This window comes from Nocardia carnea, from assembly GCF_029868855.1.
GTDB classification, from domain to species: Bacteria; Actinomycetota; Actinomycetes; order Mycobacteriales; family Mycobacteriaceae; genus Nocardia; species Nocardia carnea_A.
Genome location: NZ_JARWOV010000176.1, coordinates 12,764 through 29,982, shown reverse-complemented (window position 1 = coordinate 29,982; position 17,219 = coordinate 12,764). Strand labels below are relative to the sequence as shown.

Here is a 17,219-nt window from a genome sequence, read left to right as displayed (position 1 = left end):
CCGCAACCGAAACGGCGGGCCCGGAACGGTTCGGGCTCCTCGCGACCTTCCTCGCCGGCCGGTCCGTCGCAGTGGCCGGGGGGGGGGGGGGGCGGGGGGCGCGGCCCTGCGTGCTCGGGGGGGGGGGGCGGTTGTGGGGGGGGGGGCCGCCGCGCCCCCCCCCCCGCCACTGCGACGGACCGGCCGGCGAGGAAGGTCGCGAGGAGCCCGAACCGTTCCGGGCCCGCCGTTTCGGTTGCGGTCATGACGACGGCAGGACCGCGTCCGCGAGTTCACCGAGGGCCCGGACGATATCCGGATCGTCGGACAGCGCCTGGACGACCGCGGAACGGACGGCGGCGCGCAGGTTCAACCCGCCCGCCACCAGCGACCCGGCCAGAATCAGCATCCTGGTCGAGGATGCTTCGCGCAGCGGCGATCCCTCCAGGTTCCGGATGGCATTACCCAGTGTCACCAGGGAATTCGCGATCTCGGGCGCGACCCCTGCCTCCTGTGCCACCACCTCCCGCTCGATTTCCGGTGGCGGAAAGCCGAGTTCGATCGCGACGAATCGCTGCCGGGTGGACTCTTTGATGTTCTTCAGGACACTCTGATATCCGGGGTTGTAGGAGATCACCAGCTGGAAGCCCGGCGCCGCCGGTACGGTGGTGCCGAGCCGGTCGACAGGAAGCTCGCGGCGATGGTCGGCGAGTGGGTGGATGACCACCGTGGTGTCCTGACGCGCCTCCACTATCTCGTCCAGATAGCAGATCCCGCCTTCACGCACCGCCCGCGTCAAAGGTCCGTCGACCCATACCGTTTCACCGCCTTTGAGCAGGAACCGGCCGACCAGATCCGCGGAGGTCATGTCCTCGTGGCCCGCGACGGTGATCAACGGGCGGCCGAGTTCGTGCGCCATGGCCTCCACGAAGCGGGTTTTCCCGCAGCCGGTGGGGCCCTTCAACAGGACCGGCAGTCCCCCACAGGCAGCCGCACGGAATACTTCCGCCTCGTCTCCGACCGCCCGGTAGAACGGGGGCTCCACGCCCGGGCGGCGCACGGCCGGGGCGGTGGCTGTGGTCGGCATATCAGTTCCCCCGCTCGAACGGCACGATCTTCGGAACCTCGACTCCGTCCGGAAGGACGAGCTCACCGTCTTTGTTGATGTACCCGGACCCGTCACGCGGTATCGGCAGGGCAGGATCGGGGCAGGGTTTGTCCGTCCCCTCACCACAGACACCCCCCATGAAGTACGAACGCTTCTGGATATCGGCGGGCCAGGGGTCAGCGTGCTGGCCGAACCATTGCGCGGGAACGTTGTAGAAAACGAAGAAGATCGCGCTCACCGCGGCGAAGATCGCCAGCGAACGGGTGAGCTGCTGCCGGACGAAGCCCCCGCGTACCTGATCGAGTCCACGCTCCACGATCGTGCGACCGCGATCGTCGGTGAAGAAACGCAGACAGGCCAGGCCCGCCTGGACCGCGCCCCACATCACGCCCTCGTAGATCGGCCACTGGTAGTAGTGACCGGCGTTGAACGACACCGACTGGATCGCGCCGGGGTAGGTGTAGAGCCCGAGCGGCAGAAGCATGCAGGCTTCCATGACGAAGTCGAGGACGAAGGTGAACGCGAAGGTGATGCCGACCAGCCTGAGGTTGCTGATCCCGGGCCAGCGCGTTTTGACTTTCCGCATGAACCAGCACACGCCGATGGTGATGAGCAGTACGCCCCACGCATAGCCCGGGATGTTCATCAGTAGTGGTTCGGCGACCTGGGCGCCCGGTTCTTCCGGCGAGTTCCAGCCCGGAACGTAGGGAGCCCAGGAACCTCTGTTGAACATCCAGGTGTTGTAGGTGCACCACGTGTTCAGGTAGTTCAGGAACGGGTCCTGGAAGAACATCAGGCCCATGGACACCAGCAGGATGCCGTCCAGGGTTATCCGGCGCTCACGCCACCACGGCCGGATGATCCACCAGTAGATGGCGAACGGGAATCCGATCAGGACGCCGGCCGTCCAGATACTCAGGATCGTCTTCATGAGCATCGGCGGATCACTCGGTCCGGTGGGTACCCGCTCGAAGTACGGCCCGGTGATCCATCTGATCCACACATACACCTGGAGCGCCAGGATCAGCCCGCCGATGGTGGCCCAGATGTAGACAGCCTTGCTCACCTGCCGATTCGGGGTACCGAGAGTTTTTGTGTCGCCGATGCTTTCGGTGACCTTAGGAGTCTTCTTGTTCGACAGTTCGCTCATGCAACTGCCCCTTCTGGATTGCGTTCTGCAGCGCTCGCGGGCCGGCCCACCGGCAGCGGCGACTCGGCGATGCGCTCGATACCACCGGCGCCCAACGGAAGTCGGTCTTCCGCGGCGTAGTTCACCTCGTTCCGGCGTCCAGCCCTCCGCCAAGATACCAACGAGTATCCAGAGTCACAATGGGTTTCTGAGATCCATGTTAGGATCGAACGCGTGGTCGAGCGTTGGACGAAAGAGCGGCGGTTGGAGCGCACCCGGGCACTGCTGCTGGATGCCGCCGAGGAAGTGTTCGCCGAAAAGGGTTTCGCGGCGGCCACCCTCGACGACATCGCCCACGCGGCCGGCTATACGAAGGGCGCCATCTACAAACATTTCTCGGTGAAGGAGGAGCTGTTCCTCGCGGTGAGCGATCGCTACTGGCGCCGCTACTTCGACAACTTCTCCGAGGTCCTCTCGACCGTCACCGAGGTGGGCCCGCACGAACTGGACCGAGTCGCCGAACGGTGGCGGCGGCTCGGGCGCGACCGCGGAGCCGAACATGCCGCGCTCGGACACGAGTTCAGTCTGTATCTGCTGCGTAATCCGGAGGCCCGGGCACGCGTAGCGGCCAAGCGCTTGGAAGTGGCCGAGGAGCTCGCCGGATTCGTCGCCGAGAATCTCCAACGCGTCGGCGGGAGCCTGACGATCAGCCCCCTGGCCTTCGCCCATGTACTCATCGCCACCAGTGACTCCGTGATACTCGGCAGCCAACTCGACGATATCGACCTCTACCGGCCGATCCTCGAAATGTATCTGTCCGTCGTCAAACTCCCCTGACGGCTCCGCGTCGACGGCTCGCATTCCGCCGGCGAATTCCCCATGGTTGCAAGCATCTCCCGCGAGCCGGCGTGAAAGAAGGCACGATGAGCGCTCCCGTCCTCGTAACCGGCGCATTCGGCCAGATCGGCAAACGCGTCACCGAACTCCTGTTGTCCAGGGGGCGTTCAGTGGTGGCGACAGATCTACGCTCCGACACCACCCTGGCCACCGCGGAAGAACTGGCCGGCGCCACACAGCCGGGCACCTTGCGCACCACCTTCACCGATCTGCTCGACCGCGCCGCCGTCGAGGCGCTCGTCGGCGAATACCGCCCCGGCACGATCATCCACCTGGCCGCCATGTTCTCCCCGCAGTCCTACCGCAATCCGCGATTGGCCCGGCAGATCAACGTCGGCGGCACCGAGAACCTCGTGCGCGCCGGACAGAGTCTGCCCACAGCTCCGTTCTTGCTGTTCGCCTCCAGCGCCGCGGTGTACGGCTCCCGCAATCCGCATCGCCATCCCGGACGTATCACCGCGGAAACACCGGTAGCTCCCGTCGACCAGTACGGCGAGGACAAGGTCTTGGCCGAAGGCGTCATCGCCCGGAGCGGTCTGCCCCATGCGTTCCTGCGGCTGGGCGGTGTGCTGTCCCCCGATGCCACTGCCGGTATCAACGCCGATCATCTGGTACTCATCCGCGCAACCCCGGGCGACAACCGGCTGCACGGGGTCGATGCCCGTGACGTCGCGCTGGCCTTCGCCAACGCCGCCGACCGCCGCGACAGCATCAACGGCAAAGTACTGCTCATCGCCGGTGACGACAGCTACATCCACACCCACCGCGATGTCGAGGATTCCATGTTCGAAGCCATGGGCATCGGCCGGCTCGGACCTTCGGCGAGCTTGCCCGGCGATCCCGGTGACGACCGGGGATGGGCCTTCACCGGCTGGTTCGACACCACGGAATCGCAAGCCCTGCTGGACTTCCAGCAGCACGATTGGCGCGAGACGGTCGCGTGGATCGCCGAATCCCAACCGCGTCTGCTCCGTGCGGTCCTCCGGACCACCGGCCCACTCCTGCGGCCCGCGATTCGCACAGCTCTGGCCCTGCAGCGACGCATCGAACACCGCGGCCCTTACGCCGATCCCTGGGCCTTGATCGCCGCCCGATACGGCCCGCAGGCCCTTGCCCGCGGTAACGGAGAAACCGGCCACTGAGAGCGGCGTCCCGCAGTAGTACGGCACTCTGCCGACCACACGGGCGTCGCGGCCGGTGGACCGGGCAACATCTCGGCCCGAGGGCACCCCCCCGACATCGACACTTCTCAGGCGCCGGGATCGGCCGCCCATCGGGAACCGTCGGATTGCCGGTGCGGCCGCAAATGTGTCACGCCTTGCGCAACCGGCCCGACCGCGCGGAAGTATTCCTCGGCGGGTAACGCGGCGGGTGGTCCGGCGGTCTCGTTGAGGGCATGGGATTTGAACAGCAGCGCGGTGCGACTCGGGCGGAACTTCGCGGGTTCGGTGTGCAGATGCGGTCCGAGCCGGGCATCCTCACCCCATAGCGTTGTCTCCTGCCCCCGGTGCGAATAGTCCGTCACCCAGCGCCGCATCCGCTCGTCGAAATCCTGGGGATTCCCGATAATCGCCACCGCTTGTGGATCCGGCCCGTCGGCGGACGCGGGCACACTGTCCCATGGGACGACGAACGCACCCAGAACGCGAGCGGGAAGTGGGTCGGCCACGTCCTCGGCGAGGACGGTGACATCCCAGCCGGACATGGCTCGGTCGAACAGCCACCCACCGGCGAGGCCTGCCGCGGCTCGTACGGTCCGGGATACGACCACGAGGCGGTACTTCAGCACATGCTCCTGTGCGCGGGCGATGGCATGTGGCGCCGGCATCACCGACCACAGATCGCAGTGGGAAAGCTCCCCGGGAACCACGCGCATCGGACTCCTGCTTCATTCGCTGTAGAACGTGACGGCACCCCGGTACGCACCGTGCCGCCGTGTTCGCACAGACCTTCCGCACGACTGCGGACCGGAGTATTCCGACCGTACAGTAACCCGGATACTGTGGCATCGTTCCCGGACGGACTGCGCCCGGCCACCGCCGGGGCCGGCGGTCCCGTGGCCGGTCAGGGCACCGTGATGACTGCCGTGTACATGTCGAGTATCGGCCGGTACAGGTCGTTCTCGTTCAGTTCGGCGGCCAGCATGATGCTGTCACTGGTGGCGATCAGCAACTGCGCGAAGGTCGCGGCGGGCATAGCGAGGGTGGCACCCAGTTTGCCGAGGCTCTCGACGATGAAGGCCGTGAGCTCGTCGTGGACCAGTTGCTGCTGCGGCACCACACGCGCGCGGGCTTCGGGGTTCCGCAGCAGATACAGGGTGAACTCGTAGCCCAGCGCGGCCTGCTGGGTGCCGCCGCTTTCGGCGAGCCGGCGCCATCGCGCGGCGATCTCGGCGAGTTCGCGCTCGCCGATCTCGGTGACCGCGGCCAGCAACTCGGTGAAGGTGTCGAAGAACCGCCGCCAATACCGTTGATGGACGGCCAGAAACAGCTCTTCCTTCGTCTTGAAATGTACATAGATCGCACCCCGGGTGTATCCGGCGGCAGCCGCGATGTCATCGAGACTTGCCGCACCGAAGCCCTTGGCGGCGAAGACATCCTGCGCCGCGTCGACCAGCAGGGTACGGGTGTGCTCGGTACGTCGTTCCCGGGTCCAGCGCTCCACCATCGCACCATCCTGTCAAAGCGAATGTCGCATACGGCTGACAATCTCACATACGAACGCGTATGTTAACAACGTGTCCGTATCTGATATGCGGACCGGCACCTACGGCGGCCGACCGGCCGCGTCGCCGTAGGTGCCACCAGGCCGCCCTGGCGTGAATCAATGCTCTTGGGGGTGAATCTCCCGGAGAGGAGTGACGGCCATGACCGTCTCCGCTACCAGCGAAGTCTTCTTCGATCCCTACGACACGGGTCTCATCGCCGACCCGTACCCGATGTTCGCCCGGCTCCGCGAAGAGAAACCGCTGTACTACAACGAGCAGCACGATTTCTACGCACTGAGCCGGTACTCCGATGTCAACAGCTGCCTCGCCGATACCGCCACCTACAGCTCCGGCCGCGGAAATGTGCTGGAACTGATCAAGGCCGGTATCGAGATCCCACCGGGCCTGCTGGTGATGGAGGACCCGCCCCGCCACGACATCCATCGCCGGCTCGTGGCACGGATGTTCACACCCCGCAAGATCGCCCAGTTGGAACCGATGGTGCGCGAATTCTGCGCCCGCAGCCTCGACCCGCTGGTCGGCAGCGCCGGTTTCGACTTCATCGCCGACCTGGGTGCCCCCATGCCGATGCGGGTGATCTGCATGCTCCTGGGCATTCCCGAAGAAATCCAGGAGGCGGTCCGGGACCACTCCAATGCGCAGGTGTCCACCGAAGACGGCCGCCCGATGACAGCGGCTTCGGACGGGTTGGACGACGGCCGGATCTTCGCCGAGTACATCGACTGGCGCGAAAAGCATCCCTCCGACGACATCGTGACCGAATTGCTCAATGTCGAATTCGAGGACGAAACGGGTACCTCACGGCGGCTCACCCGCGACGAACTGCTGATGTATGTGAACGTGGTGGCCGGCGCCGGCAACGAGACCACGACGCGGCTGATCGGCTGGGCCGGCAAGGTCCTCGCCGAACACCCCGATCAACGCCGTGAACTCGCCGCAGACCACGAACTGATCCCCCGGGCAATCGAGGAGCTGCTCCGTCTCGAACCACCGGCCCCGCATGCGGCACGCTATGTCACCCGCGACGTCGCACACCACGGCCACGAAGTGCCCGCGGGCAGCGTCATGATGCTCCTCATCGGGGCAGCCAACCACGACCACCGGCGATTCCCGCCCGACGCCGACCTTTTCGATATCCATCGCCCGCCACAGCCCCATCTCGGGTTCGGGATCGGAGCACATTTCTGCCTCGGTGCCGCCCTGGCCCGGCTCGAAGGCCGTATCGCCCTCGAAGAGGTGCTGCGGCGCTTCCCGGAATGGGATGTCGACCTCACGGCCGCCAGAATGTCGACGACCTCGACGGTCCGCGGATGGGACACCATGCCCGCCGTCCTGCCCTGACCCTTACCGGCACAGCCAGCGGACGCCACGGTCGTCCGGAACGATCGACGGAGAGTATCGATATGCAGGACCTCGGAGGCCGGGGGTACATCGTCACCGGCGCAGCAAGCGGCATCGGCCTGGGAACATGCCGGAAGCTGGTCTCGGCCGGCGCGGCAGTGGCCATGCTGGATCGCGATCTCGGGAAACTGACCACCGAGGCAGCCGATCTCGCCTCCCGCGGCACAGCCTTCGCCATCGGCTGCGACGTCGCCGACGAGGATTCGGTGACCGCGGCCGTGGCGGAATCGGCCGCGCGGTTGCCGTCGGTCGCCGGGGTCTGCACCAGTGCGGGCGTTTTCGAAGCACCCGACCTGCTCGACCTCGAAGACCTCGATATGGCGGTTTTCGACCGTGTTCTCGATGTCAACCTGCGTGGCACCGTGCTGGTGTTACGGGCGGCGCTGCCGCTGCTCGGAGCGGGCGGGTCGATCGTGACCGTCGCCTCGACCGCCGGGTTGCGCGGCCACGGCTACGGGATGGCCTACACCGCCAGCAAAGGCGGCGTCGTCGCGCTCACCCGGCGCACCGCACTCCGCTACGGTCCCAAAGGTATTCGCGTCAACTGTGTGTGCCCCGGCGCCACCGCCGGCGAGGGACTCGGCTCGGTGTTCGACGACGAACAGACCGCGGCGCAGACCTCGGCGGACCTGCCGCTGCGGCGGATCGGGCAGGCCGACGAAGTCGGCGCCACCATCGCCGTCCTGCTGTCCGACGACACCAGCTATGTCACCGGACAGATCCTCGCCGTCGACGGCGGCATGGTGATCCGCTGACCGATCCGTCCGCGCCCACTGCCTGCCCTACCGTGCTCGCCGCCGCGGACGAGCTCGCCGCCCTTCCACACCCGGCTCGGCGCCGCAATCGGTCCGGTGCCTGCCCCGGGCAGCCGGTTCAGATCAGCCTTCCTACATCCTGGGCGACCAGGTTGTCCAGCGCTCGTTCGGCGACCGCGGCGATGGTCATCGATGGGTTGCAGGCGGCGGTATTACCCGGCATCAACGCACCGTCGAGAACATACAGGCCGCGCTGACCGTGTACGCGGCCGTCCAGATCGCATACCGTCCCCATACTCGCACCGCCCAACGGATGCCAGGTGGAGGGGAACAGTGCGTTCGTGTCCACCAGCGCGCCGTCCGGTCCGGCAATTCGGTGGACGGCCGGTCCGATGTGCCCGTTCTGGATGGCGCTGTCCCCCTCCCGCGGCCAGTGCAGGACCGCGTCGTCGCGGGCGGCGTCGTAGCGGAACTCGCCGCGGCCTTCGCTGACTCCGTATCCGACCATCATCGTGCTGCGCGGATCCAGCGCCAGGGGTGGGATGGAGGCCTGGATGACGGTGTGGGCGGTGTGCGGGTCGTCCCAGTTCAGGCTGCCGTAGACGACCGGGCCGCCCTGCGGTGCACCGAATTCCGCGGACGGGTCGGCCCAGATGTAGATACGGTCGGCGTTGGTGCCCCAGCCCGCGCCGAGACCGTCCGGTAGATCCGGGATCAGCCCTTTGGCGCCCGCCCGCACGAGCAACCGGGTGGTGTTGAGACTGCCCGCCGCCATGATCAGAGCGCCGGCGGTGAGCACCTTGTGTTCCACCACCGCGCCGGTGGTGTCGAGACGCTGCACCCGTACGACCCAGCGCCCGTCGGGCGCCCGTTCGATATCGGTCACCTCGTGCAAGGTCTCCACCCGCACCAGACCGGTCGCTTCGGCGGCGGCGAGGTAGGTGACATCGACGGAATGCTTGCCGCCGTTGTTGACACCCATCGCGCCGTCACCGTTGGTGTAGGAGGGTTTCATCTCACCGCGCAACTCGGCCAGCGCGAAATCCCAGTCGATCGGCATCGGAATCTTCGACAGCGGCATCCCCGCCCGCCGCACGCGGTCGGCGAAAACCCTTGCCGCGCGGTAGTTCTCGGAAGCAACCAGATCGTCGGGCGCCTCGGCCAGCCGCAGCATCTGCGCCACCCGCGGGTAGTGCACCCGGTGCATGGTCTGCCAGTCCAGTTCCTCCGGGAAATGGGTGTTGAACACCTCTTCCGACGGTTGCAGCGACATCCCCTGATAGACCAGCGACCCGCCGCCCACCCCGGCCGCGCACAGGGCGGTCATGTTCTCGCCCGGGATCGCTTCCACCAGGCCGGTATAGGGCTCGAACGCCAGCGGCCGGCCGAACAGGTTCGGGCTGGACCGGCACCACAGCAGCCGCTTGTCCGGTGCGGTGGCCCGGGGAAAGGTCTCGGAGTCGGGGCCGGTGGGCCAGCGCAAACCTCGTTCCAGCACGGTCACGGGAACTCCCGCTCGAGCCAGCCGCAGGGCACTGACACCGCCCCCGAATCCGGAGCCGATCACGACCACCCGATGTTCTTCATGGGTCAGCGCCACATTCTTGGGCTGGGCGGTGGCCGGGGCGAATGTCCCGGCCACATGGGCACCCAGGAGCGTGGCACCCGTGGCGGCGGCGCCGGTCAACAGTGAACGGCGCGAGATTGCCTTCATCACTCGATCCTTCGGTCGTCATCGTGTCAGCGGAGACGAAGTCCCCTCGAGCGGCCGGCACAGCGCACGGCTGTACCACGCGCCACCGGACGGTGGTGCGCGCGATACCAGCGAGCCCTACGCCGCGCGGGCCGCAACCCGCACAGCACTTTCGTGCGGGCGCAAAATATTCCGGAAGTGGACGTCAGTCGATGGTGCAGCCCTGAGCCGGTTTACCGGCCAGGCGATCCAGCAGATAGGTGATCGCGTTGTCGGGCCCGAACCCGTCGATCATCTCCGGGCCGAAGTGATTGGGGATGGTGGTTCCGGGCAGCAGCGGCGGCAGTTCGTTCGTACGGAATTCGACCGTCGCGCCCTTGGCGCACCAGTCGTCGGCCAGCTGCCGGGCCTGGTTGTAGGGGACGGTGTCGTCGTTGCGGCCGCTGGTGATCAGTACCGGTGTGGCCGGCGTCAGGGTACCCACCCGGAGGTCGGCCAGGGCCGGGGCGGCTTCCGGCATCGCCTGCAGGTGCGCGCCGAGCGGTTGCCCGTCGTGGGTCAGCGAACTGGTCTTCAGGAACGGGTAGCGGGTGATGATGTCGCCGATACAGGCATCACTCAGCGCTGCCAGGGTGTCGCGGCCGTACTGGCTGGTCACCCGGTCCACCGCCTTTTCCAGGTCGGGATAGCGTGCCAGCAGCCCGTTGATGGCGAAACCGATCGCCCCGCCGATGAGCGCCCCGTCGATCCGCTCGAGGATCGCGGCCAGATCCGCTACCGGACCACCCGCCCAGGTGCCCTTCAGATTCAATTCGGGTGCGTAGTCGGGCTGCATCTCCGCTGCCGCCGCGACGGCCCCGCCGCCCTGGGAGTAACCCCAGAACACCAGCGGGGTCTCGGGACCGGTGCCGGCCAGCTTGTTGGCCGCCCGCGCACCGTCGAGGACGGCATGTGCCTCCTCGATCCGGTTCGCGTAGGTGTGGACACCCGGAGTGCCCAGGCCGATGTAGTCGGTTACCAGTACGCGCGCGCCGAGGCGGCTCCACACCGCCGACGACGGCAGCTCCTGGTTCGCCGACAGAGACGGCGAGGGGTCGGTGGTGATCGTGATCCCCGTCGAGAAGGCCTGCGACATGGCGCACCGGTCGCCCTGGCCCGACGTACCGGGTCCGATGACGACCGTCGGTCGTGGACCGGCCCCCAGCCACGGACCCGAGGCATCGATATAGGTCCCGGTGACCGCGACCGGCGAACCGTCCTGCATCCGGGTGGTGTACATGATGTGTTCCGCCTTGCCCGGCCACCCCTGCTCGGAGGGCAGAGTGGCCAGCAGCGACATCGGCTGGGTCCGGATCACCGTGCCGGGCTCGGCCGGGATCTGCGCGGGCGGACTGTAGAACTCGCCGGGCGCGGCCGCGGCCTCGGATTGCTGGGTCGTCACCACCGCCACCGCGGCGGCGCAGGCGACGGCCACTGCGGCCGCAATCGTCCGAACGCCCCGCGGCAGCAACCTCCGCCGGGGATTCCGCCCATGCTGCTGGTCCATCGATACCTCTCCATAACTCTTACCCAGGACCCGTTGCCCGAGTGACCCGAGTCGCGCAACCCTGTCGCGATGGAGCGCGTCACAGCTGCGGCGTACCGGACAGTAACATAGTTACCCGGGCTGTCCATACGGTCGTGCGGGCACCGGGCCGGTCCGGCTCGCACGGAGAAACCCGAAATCGTTACCGTGGACCTGTGAGTCCAGCACCGAAAGCAGCGGCAGCCGATCAGATCGTCGATGTTGTGCTCCACCTGCTGGAAACCGAGGGATACGAAGCCGTCCAACTGCGCGAAGTCGCCCGCCGCGCGCACGTCTCACTCGCCACCGTGTACAAGCATTTCGCCGATCGCGACGAATTGATCGTCGCCGCGGTCGAGCACTGGATGGCCACCCACAGTTTCACCGCCATGCAACGACCGCAGCCGGGCGAAACACTGCACGCCGGCCTGATGCGCGTCCTCGGATACGTATTCCAGCCCTGGGAGCGCAACCCGCGAATGCTGGAGGCCTACCACCGCGCCCGCACCGGTCCCTGTGGACACCGGCTCGACGCCCAAGGCGTCGAGGCAATGCAACCGATCCTCACCGCACTCTTCGAGCGGGCGGATCCCACGTACGTCGAAGACATCTCGCTGGTGCTCAACAACCTCACCTACGCGCTGATCGGACGCTTCGCCGACCACAACCTCGAGATCACCGAAATCCTGCCCATCCTCGATCGCGCGGTCTACCGCCTCACGCACGACAACCACGCCGACGCAGTCGCCGCCGTATCGGGTGGGGCGAACCGGCAATCCGGCCCGGATTCGACGGTGATCGCCTCCCTCGCAACACCTTTCCGGGCACCGGACCGAACGGACGACTGACCGCTCCCGGCCGGGCAGCCGTTCGGCCGTCGAAACCGACCGTTCACCGCAGGATCCGTCGCACTCACCGACAGCAACGCTCGGACGGCGCTTTCCGCGCCTCCGGCTCGCCTACTTTTGCCGGCGAGGAAGTAACCGTCATGGATGTCATGGATGCGGCGCCGCCATCTCGGCAGCATCCATGATTCGGCCCGACGGAGCCGGTACCACCCCCACCTGTCTCCGGAGCCGGCCGTGATCCGGCGACCACCGCGCGGTTTCGGTCCGCACCGCCGGCACCGCGGCTTTCGAAACGAGTACGCGATCCGAGTGGGAAACGGTTTCCACCACCGCGGCCGGGATAACGGCGTCACACCGGGCGTTCAGGTATGCCCGGGCTCCACAGGCTCGACGAAGAGTAGGCGAAATGCATAGTTGTCACGCCCCCACGGCCCGGTCGGCGGCATCCGTCGTCGCAGCCGTGATCACACTGGCCATCGCGGCGTCGGTGGTGACCGGAGCCACCTCCGCTACCGCCCAGCCGGGTGATCAGCACTGCGACCGGGAACGGTTCGCCGCGGCGTGGACCGCCAGCCCCACCGATTCCCTGACCCCGCTGGACGCGTCCGGCGGGCCGGTACCACTGGCGGTCGATGATCAGACCTTCCGGATGGTCATCACCCCGCACCTCGGCGGCGAGCAGCTGCGGCTGCATCTCACCAACCGCTTCGGACAGGGTCCGGTCACCTTCGGCGAGGTCACCGTCGGAGAGCAAACCGACGGAGCGGCCGCGACCCGGATCCAGCCGGTCACCTTCGGCGGCAATCGCTCGATCAGCGTTGCCGCGGGCGCCGATATCGTCAGCGACCCGCTACCGTTCCGGACCATCTCAGCACAGCCACTGGTCGTCGGAATCCACGTCGCCGGCCGGGCCGGCCCACCCACCAAACATTGGAACGCCAACGCGACCTCGTACTACTCACCACCGGGCAGCGGCAATCTCACCGGCGGGACCGCGGCCGACCGGTTCACCGCCCGGACCGGGTCCTGGTTCTACGTCCACGCCCTGGACGTGCTCGCACCCGCCGGTACGCATGCCGTGGTGGCGTTCGGCGACTCCATCACCGACGGGTTCGTCGGCACGACCCCGGCAGGGATCCCGGCCGACCGCGCTGTCGCCGACACCGACAGCCGATACCCCGATTTCCTCCAGCGCAGGCTCGACGACGCGGGTATACCCGTCTCGGTCGTGAACGCGGGTATCGGTAGCAACCGGGTGGTCACCGGCGGCGAACCGTTCCTCTTCGGCCCCAGTGCCCTCGCCCGATTCGAACGCGACGCCTTGGAGCAGGCGGGTATGAGCGGCGTCCTGGTACAGGAGGGCATCAACGACCTCGGGCTGCCGCCACCCGCCACCGCCGCCCAGGTGATCGCCGGCTACGAGCAACTGATCACCGCGGCACACCGCGCCGGAAAGAAGATCTGGCTGGGCACGCTGCTGCCGGCCTCCGACGCACTCGTCGACGGTGTCCTGCTCGCACCCGACAGCGAAAAGCACCGCCAGGAAATCAATGCTTGGATCCGTACCCAGCAACTCGCCGACGGCATCGTGGATTTCGACGCCGCCCTGCGCGACCCGCACAATCCCGCAACCCTGCGGGCCGACTACTCCAGCCCCGACCGCCTCCATCCCAACCCGCACGGATACCGCGCAATGGCCGATGCTGTCGAACTCGCCATGATCGCCCGGCACCCCGGCTGCTGATGCCGCACGTTCCGCACTACCGGCCGCCCTTCAGCGCACGCAGCCCGGCCGCCATGAACTCGGGGGTGGCCTCGGCGGCCCGGCCGGCGGCCGAACCCGCGTCGGAACCGTGCCGGGCGCGGTGGGTGATACCTTCGCCGATCACGCCTAGTTTGAAATTGGCCAGGGCGAGGTAGAAACCCCAGTTGCCGAGGTCACGACCCGACGCGGTGGCATAGACCTCGGCAAGCGCGTCGGGTGCGGGCATCCGGTCGCTGGTCCAGGCGGCCCGGGAGCCGAGGACCAGGTCGAAGACCGGGCTCCGGTACACGCACATCAGCGCGGCATCGGTGAGCGGATCACCGAGGGTGGACAGTTCCCAGTCGACCACGGCGCGCACCCGGCCGGGGTCGGCCGAGTCGAGGATGGTGTTGTCGATGCGGTAGTCGCCGTGCACGATCGAGGCCGCCGATTCCGCTGGTACCGCGTCCGCCAGCGCCGCGTGCAGGGCCGCGACATCGGCGAGTTCGCGGGTTTTGACCCGTTCCCACTGTGCTGCCCAGAGATTCACCTGGCGGGTGAGGAATCCGGCGGGCCGGCCGATCTTCTCCAGGCCCACCGCCACCGGGTCCACCGCGTGCAACTCGGCGAGCACCCGCACCAACTCCGTGACAGCCGTGTTCACCTGCTCGTCGCCGAGCGTGGCGAGGTCGTCCTGGTCGCGGATCACGGTCCCGTCGACGAATTCGACGACGGTCATCGGCGCGCCGAGCGCGGTACCTTCGGCGTCGAACGCGATCGTTTTCGCCACGGGTACCGCGGAGTGCTGGAGCGCGTCGGTCACCGTGTATTCGCGTGCCATATCGTGTGCCGATGGGGTGAGTCCGGCCACGGGTGGGCGGCGGACCACCCAGCGTGAGTCGTCGTCGGCCGCGGTGTAGGTCAGGTTCGACCGGCCACCGCTGATCAGTTCCACACGTAATTCACCGCGGACCTCGACTCCCTGATCGCGCAGGAAGCGCTCGAGCGCGGCTACGTCCATGCCCGGTAGGTTCATTCGCTGTCCCGCAGGGCGCGTTTGGCGGCACCGACGGTGCGTTTGGCGATCGCCCACCGGTGTACCTCCGAGGGCCCGTCGTAGATCCGGAAGGGGCGCACCTCACGGGAGAGCCGTGCCAGTGGCAGGTCACCGGAGACACCGAGCCCGCCGCACATCTGCATACTGCGGTCGACGATCCGGAAGATCGCCTCGGCCGCATAGGTTTTCGCGATCGAGGTGGCGTTACCGGCGGATTCGCCGCGGTCGAGTTCCCAGCAGGCGCGGGTCAGCAGGGCGCGGGTGGCGGCGATATCGATCTCGTTGTCGGCCACCATCTTCTGGACCATGCCGAGATCGCCCAGCTTCGATCCGAATCCTTCGCGCCGCGCTACCTGGGCCACCGCCACATCGTGGCCCCGGCGGGCGGCACCCAGCCACCGCATCACATGGGTCATGCGGGCCGGTCCGAGACGTACCTGGGCGTATTCGAAACCGCGGTCGACCTCGCCCAGCACCGCCGAATCGGGTACCAGCAGATCCTCGAAGAACACCTCGCAGTGGCCGCCGACCATCGACCGGTCCAGCGTGTCGAGATGACGTCCCACGCGGATACCCGGGTCATCGGCCGGGGCCAGGAACATCGTCGCTCCGCCCCGCTCCCCCGGTTCGCCGGAGGTACGGGCCATGATAATGAAGAAACCCGCACCGTCCGCGCCGGTGATGAACCATTTGGTGCCGTTGATCCGCCAGCCGCCCTGGGCCCGGACCGCGCGGGTGGTCAGCGCGGAGGGATCCGATCCGGCGCCGGGAGCGGGCTCGGTCATCGCGAACGCCGACCGCACGTCGCCGTGCGCGAGCGGGGCGAGGTACTGGGCTTTCTGCTCCGGGTTCGCGATATGCGCGAGCATATGCACATTGCCTTCGTCCGGCGCGGCGATATTCAGTGCCGTCGGCCCGAACAGCGAGTACCCCGCCTCCTCGAAGACCGACGCCCGGTCCGACATTCCCAGGCCGTGCCCGCCGTATTCGACCGGCGCATGGGGCGCGAACACGCCCGCGTCCCGGGCGGCCTGCTGCAACTCCACACGGAACTTGTCACCACCGGCCGCGGCGATATCACCGTCGTGCGCGTCCTCGAGCGGCAGTACCTGTTCACGGATGAAGCTCCGGGTCCGATCGACAAGCGCTTGTACCTCGCCGGGAAGGGACAGATCGATCGCCACAGGTTGATTCCTCCATCTCGTTCGCCGAACGATCGCTCGGCCATCAACACGTAAGCAGAGTGACATGACCCGATTGTCGCTGTCAATCGCGGGTTGTCGCCTACCCGATGGTGTTCAGATATACTGAACACCATGGATGGCTCGGACAGCGATCGGCACAGTGTGGGAGCGAGAGTGCGGCAGGCCAGGATCGCGGCGGGCCTCTCGTTGCGGGCGGCCGCGCAGCGGCTGGATATCAGCCCCGCCACGCTCAGCGCCGTGGAGAACGGGAAGACCGGCGTATCCGTCCCGCGACTACGCGCGCTGGCAACCGTTCTCGGCACTACCGTGTCCTGGCTGGTCGGCGAACAGGAATCGCCCCTCTCCGATCATCCACGACCGAGTCCCGAGCGCGCGTCCGTCGCCGAACCGGATACCGGGTCACCCAATTCCTGGCGGAAGTTCCCGCCCTTGGATATCGACCCGGTACTGGCCGCGGCCATCGCCTCGTTCGTCGAGACCGGCTACCACGGCGCCACCATGCGTTCGATCGCGCAGCGCGCCGGTATGAGCGTGCCCGGCGTGTACCACCATTACCGCGACAAACAACAACTGCTGGTACGAGCGCTCGACCTGACCATGGCCGAATTGCATTGGCGGGTGCGGGCGGCACGGCGGGACGCGGATACCGGACGGGCCCGCGTGTCCCACGTCGTCGAAGCGCTCGCCCTGTTCCATACCCACCGCCGCGAACTCGCGTTCATCGGAGCCAGTGAAATGCGCAGCTTGACCCCGGACAACCGGGTGCGGATCACCAACTCCCGCAACGAACTCCAGTACATCCTCGACGAGGACATCGACGCCGCCCTCGACGAGGCGCAGCTGACCACCGACCGGGCCCGCGCCGCGGGCCGGGCCATCACCACAATGTGCACCTCGCTACCACAATGGTTCCGGCTCGACGGCCCGGCAACACCGGAACAGATCGCCGTCGAGTACGCCGGCTTCGCCCTCGCCCTGCTCGGGATTCGAGACCAGCCGGCGGCCACTTCTCGCCAGACCATCCCACCTACCGGGTGATACTGCACCGCGGCGCACCCGGCCTGGGCGGCGCCGGTGGAGAACAGGCTTGTGGAACCCGGGGAACGCAGCA

16 protein-coding genes are annotated in these 17,219 nt (G+C 67.4%); 7 read left to right on the top strand and 9 right to left on the bottom strand.

Annotated features, from left to right (window positions below):
- From QH195_RS16010 to QH195_RS16000, 3 genes are all read right to left on the bottom strand, one after another.
- Window positions 1-245 (bottom strand): hypothetical protein (locus tag QH195_RS16010; RefSeq protein WP_280435956.1); only part of this gene is annotated, 245 nt, incomplete at its 3' end.
- On the bottom strand, window positions 242-1,066 hold the full coding sequence (locus QH195_RS16005) for a CbbQ/NirQ/NorQ/GpvN family protein (protein WP_280424026.1): 825 nt from the start codon (window positions 1,064-1,066) through the stop codon (window positions 242-244). The genes QH195_RS16005 and QH195_RS16010, both read right to left, overlap by 4 nt.
- 1 nt (window position 1,067) lies before the next feature.
- Window positions 1,068-2,237 carry a spirocyclase AveC family protein gene (locus QH195_RS16000; protein ID WP_280435955.1) on the bottom strand — a complete coding sequence of 390 codons (1,170 nt, stop codon included), beginning with the start codon at window positions 2,235-2,237 and terminating at the stop codon, window positions 1,068-1,070.
- Window positions 2,238-2,450: 213 nt separating this feature from the next.
- Between QH195_RS16000 and QH195_RS15995 the strand changes: the two genes are divergently transcribed.
- Both QH195_RS15995 and QH195_RS15990 read left to right on the top strand, forming a co-directional pair.
- Window positions 2,451-3,053 (top strand): TetR/AcrR family transcriptional regulator, encoded by a 603-nt coding sequence (locus QH195_RS15995; RefSeq protein WP_280435954.1) that lies wholly within the window; start codon window positions 2,451-2,453, stop codon window positions 3,051-3,053.
- Window positions 3,054-3,139: 86 nt separating this feature from the next.
- Window positions 3,140-4,255 (top strand): NAD-dependent epimerase/dehydratase family protein, encoded by a 1,116-nt coding sequence (locus QH195_RS15990; protein ID WP_280435953.1) that lies wholly within the window; start codon window positions 3,140-3,142, stop codon window positions 4,253-4,255.
- A gap of 107 nt (window positions 4,256-4,362) precedes the next feature.
- On the opposite strand, the gene QH195_RS15985 is transcribed toward QH195_RS15990, so the two are convergent.
- Window positions 4,363-4,989 (bottom strand): hypothetical protein, encoded by a 627-nt coding sequence (locus QH195_RS15985; RefSeq protein WP_280435952.1) that lies wholly within the window; start codon window positions 4,987-4,989, stop codon window positions 4,363-4,365.
- Between the two features lie 188 nt (window positions 4,990-5,177).
- Window positions 5,178-5,780, bottom strand: coding sequence for a TetR/AcrR family transcriptional regulator (locus QH195_RS15980; protein ID WP_280435951.1), 603 nt, complete (start codon window positions 5,778-5,780; stop codon window positions 5,178-5,180).
- A gap of 199 nt (window positions 5,781-5,979) precedes the next feature.
- On the opposite strand from QH195_RS15980, the gene QH195_RS15975 reads away from it, so the two are divergent.
- Both QH195_RS15975 and QH195_RS15970 read left to right on the top strand, forming a co-directional pair.
- Entirely contained in the window at window positions 5,980-7,182 is a 1,203-nt protein-coding gene (locus QH195_RS15975; protein ID WP_280435950.1) for a cytochrome P450, read from the top strand.
- 62 nt (window positions 7,183-7,244) lie between these two features.
- On the top strand, window positions 7,245-7,997 hold the full coding sequence (locus QH195_RS15970; RefSeq protein WP_280435949.1) for an SDR family NAD(P)-dependent oxidoreductase: 753 nt from the start codon (window positions 7,245-7,247) through the stop codon (window positions 7,995-7,997).
- A 118-nt stretch (window positions 7,998-8,115) separates the two neighbouring features.
- Here the strand turns inward: QH195_RS15970 and QH195_RS15965 are convergent, their stop codons facing one another.
- Both QH195_RS15965 and QH195_RS15960 read right to left on the bottom strand, forming a co-directional pair.
- The gene (locus QH195_RS15965) at window positions 8,116-9,711 is read right to left on the bottom strand and encodes a GMC family oxidoreductase (RefSeq protein WP_280424018.1); all 1,596 of its coding nucleotides are present in this window, start codon (window positions 9,709-9,711) and stop codon (window positions 8,116-8,118) included.
- A gap of 184 nt (window positions 9,712-9,895) precedes the next feature.
- Window positions 9,896-11,236, bottom strand: a complete 1,341-nt coding sequence (locus tag QH195_RS15960; protein ID WP_280435948.1) for a lipase family protein — start codon at window positions 11,234-11,236, stop codon at window positions 9,896-9,898.
- Between the two features lie 194 nt (window positions 11,237-11,430).
- Between QH195_RS15960 and QH195_RS15955 the strand changes: the two genes are divergently transcribed.
- Both QH195_RS15955 and QH195_RS15950 read left to right on the top strand, forming a co-directional pair.
- Entirely contained in the window at window positions 11,431-12,102 is a 672-nt protein-coding gene (locus QH195_RS15955) for a TetR family transcriptional regulator (RefSeq protein WP_280424016.1), read from the top strand.
- Between the two features lie 460 nt (window positions 12,103-12,562).
- Entirely contained in the window at window positions 12,563-13,846 is a 1,284-nt protein-coding gene (locus tag QH195_RS15950; protein WP_280435947.1) for a GDSL-type esterase/lipase family protein, read from the top strand.
- Window positions 13,847-13,862: 16 nt separating this feature from the next.
- On the opposite strand, the gene QH195_RS15945 is transcribed toward QH195_RS15950, so the two are convergent.
- Together QH195_RS15945 and QH195_RS15940 are read right to left on the bottom strand one after the other, a co-directional pair.
- The gene (locus QH195_RS15945) at window positions 13,863-14,867 is read right to left on the bottom strand and encodes a phosphotransferase family protein (protein WP_280435946.1); all 1,005 of its coding nucleotides are present in this window, start codon (window positions 14,865-14,867) and stop codon (window positions 13,863-13,865) included.
- An 11-nt stretch (window positions 14,868-14,878) separates the two neighbouring features.
- Complete coding sequence (locus QH195_RS15940) at window positions 14,879-16,087, bottom strand: acyl-CoA dehydrogenase family protein (protein ID WP_280435945.1); 1,209 nt, start codon at window positions 16,085-16,087, stop codon at window positions 14,879-14,881.
- 132 nt (window positions 16,088-16,219) lie between these two features.
- Here QH195_RS15940 and QH195_RS15935 point away from each other — a divergent pair, with 132 nt between their 5' ends.
- A complete protein-coding gene (locus tag QH195_RS15935) occupies window positions 16,220-17,146 on the top strand; it encodes a TetR family transcriptional regulator (RefSeq protein ID WP_280435944.1) in 927 nt (308 codons plus the stop codon).
- Window positions 17,147-17,219: the final 73 nt, after the last annotated feature.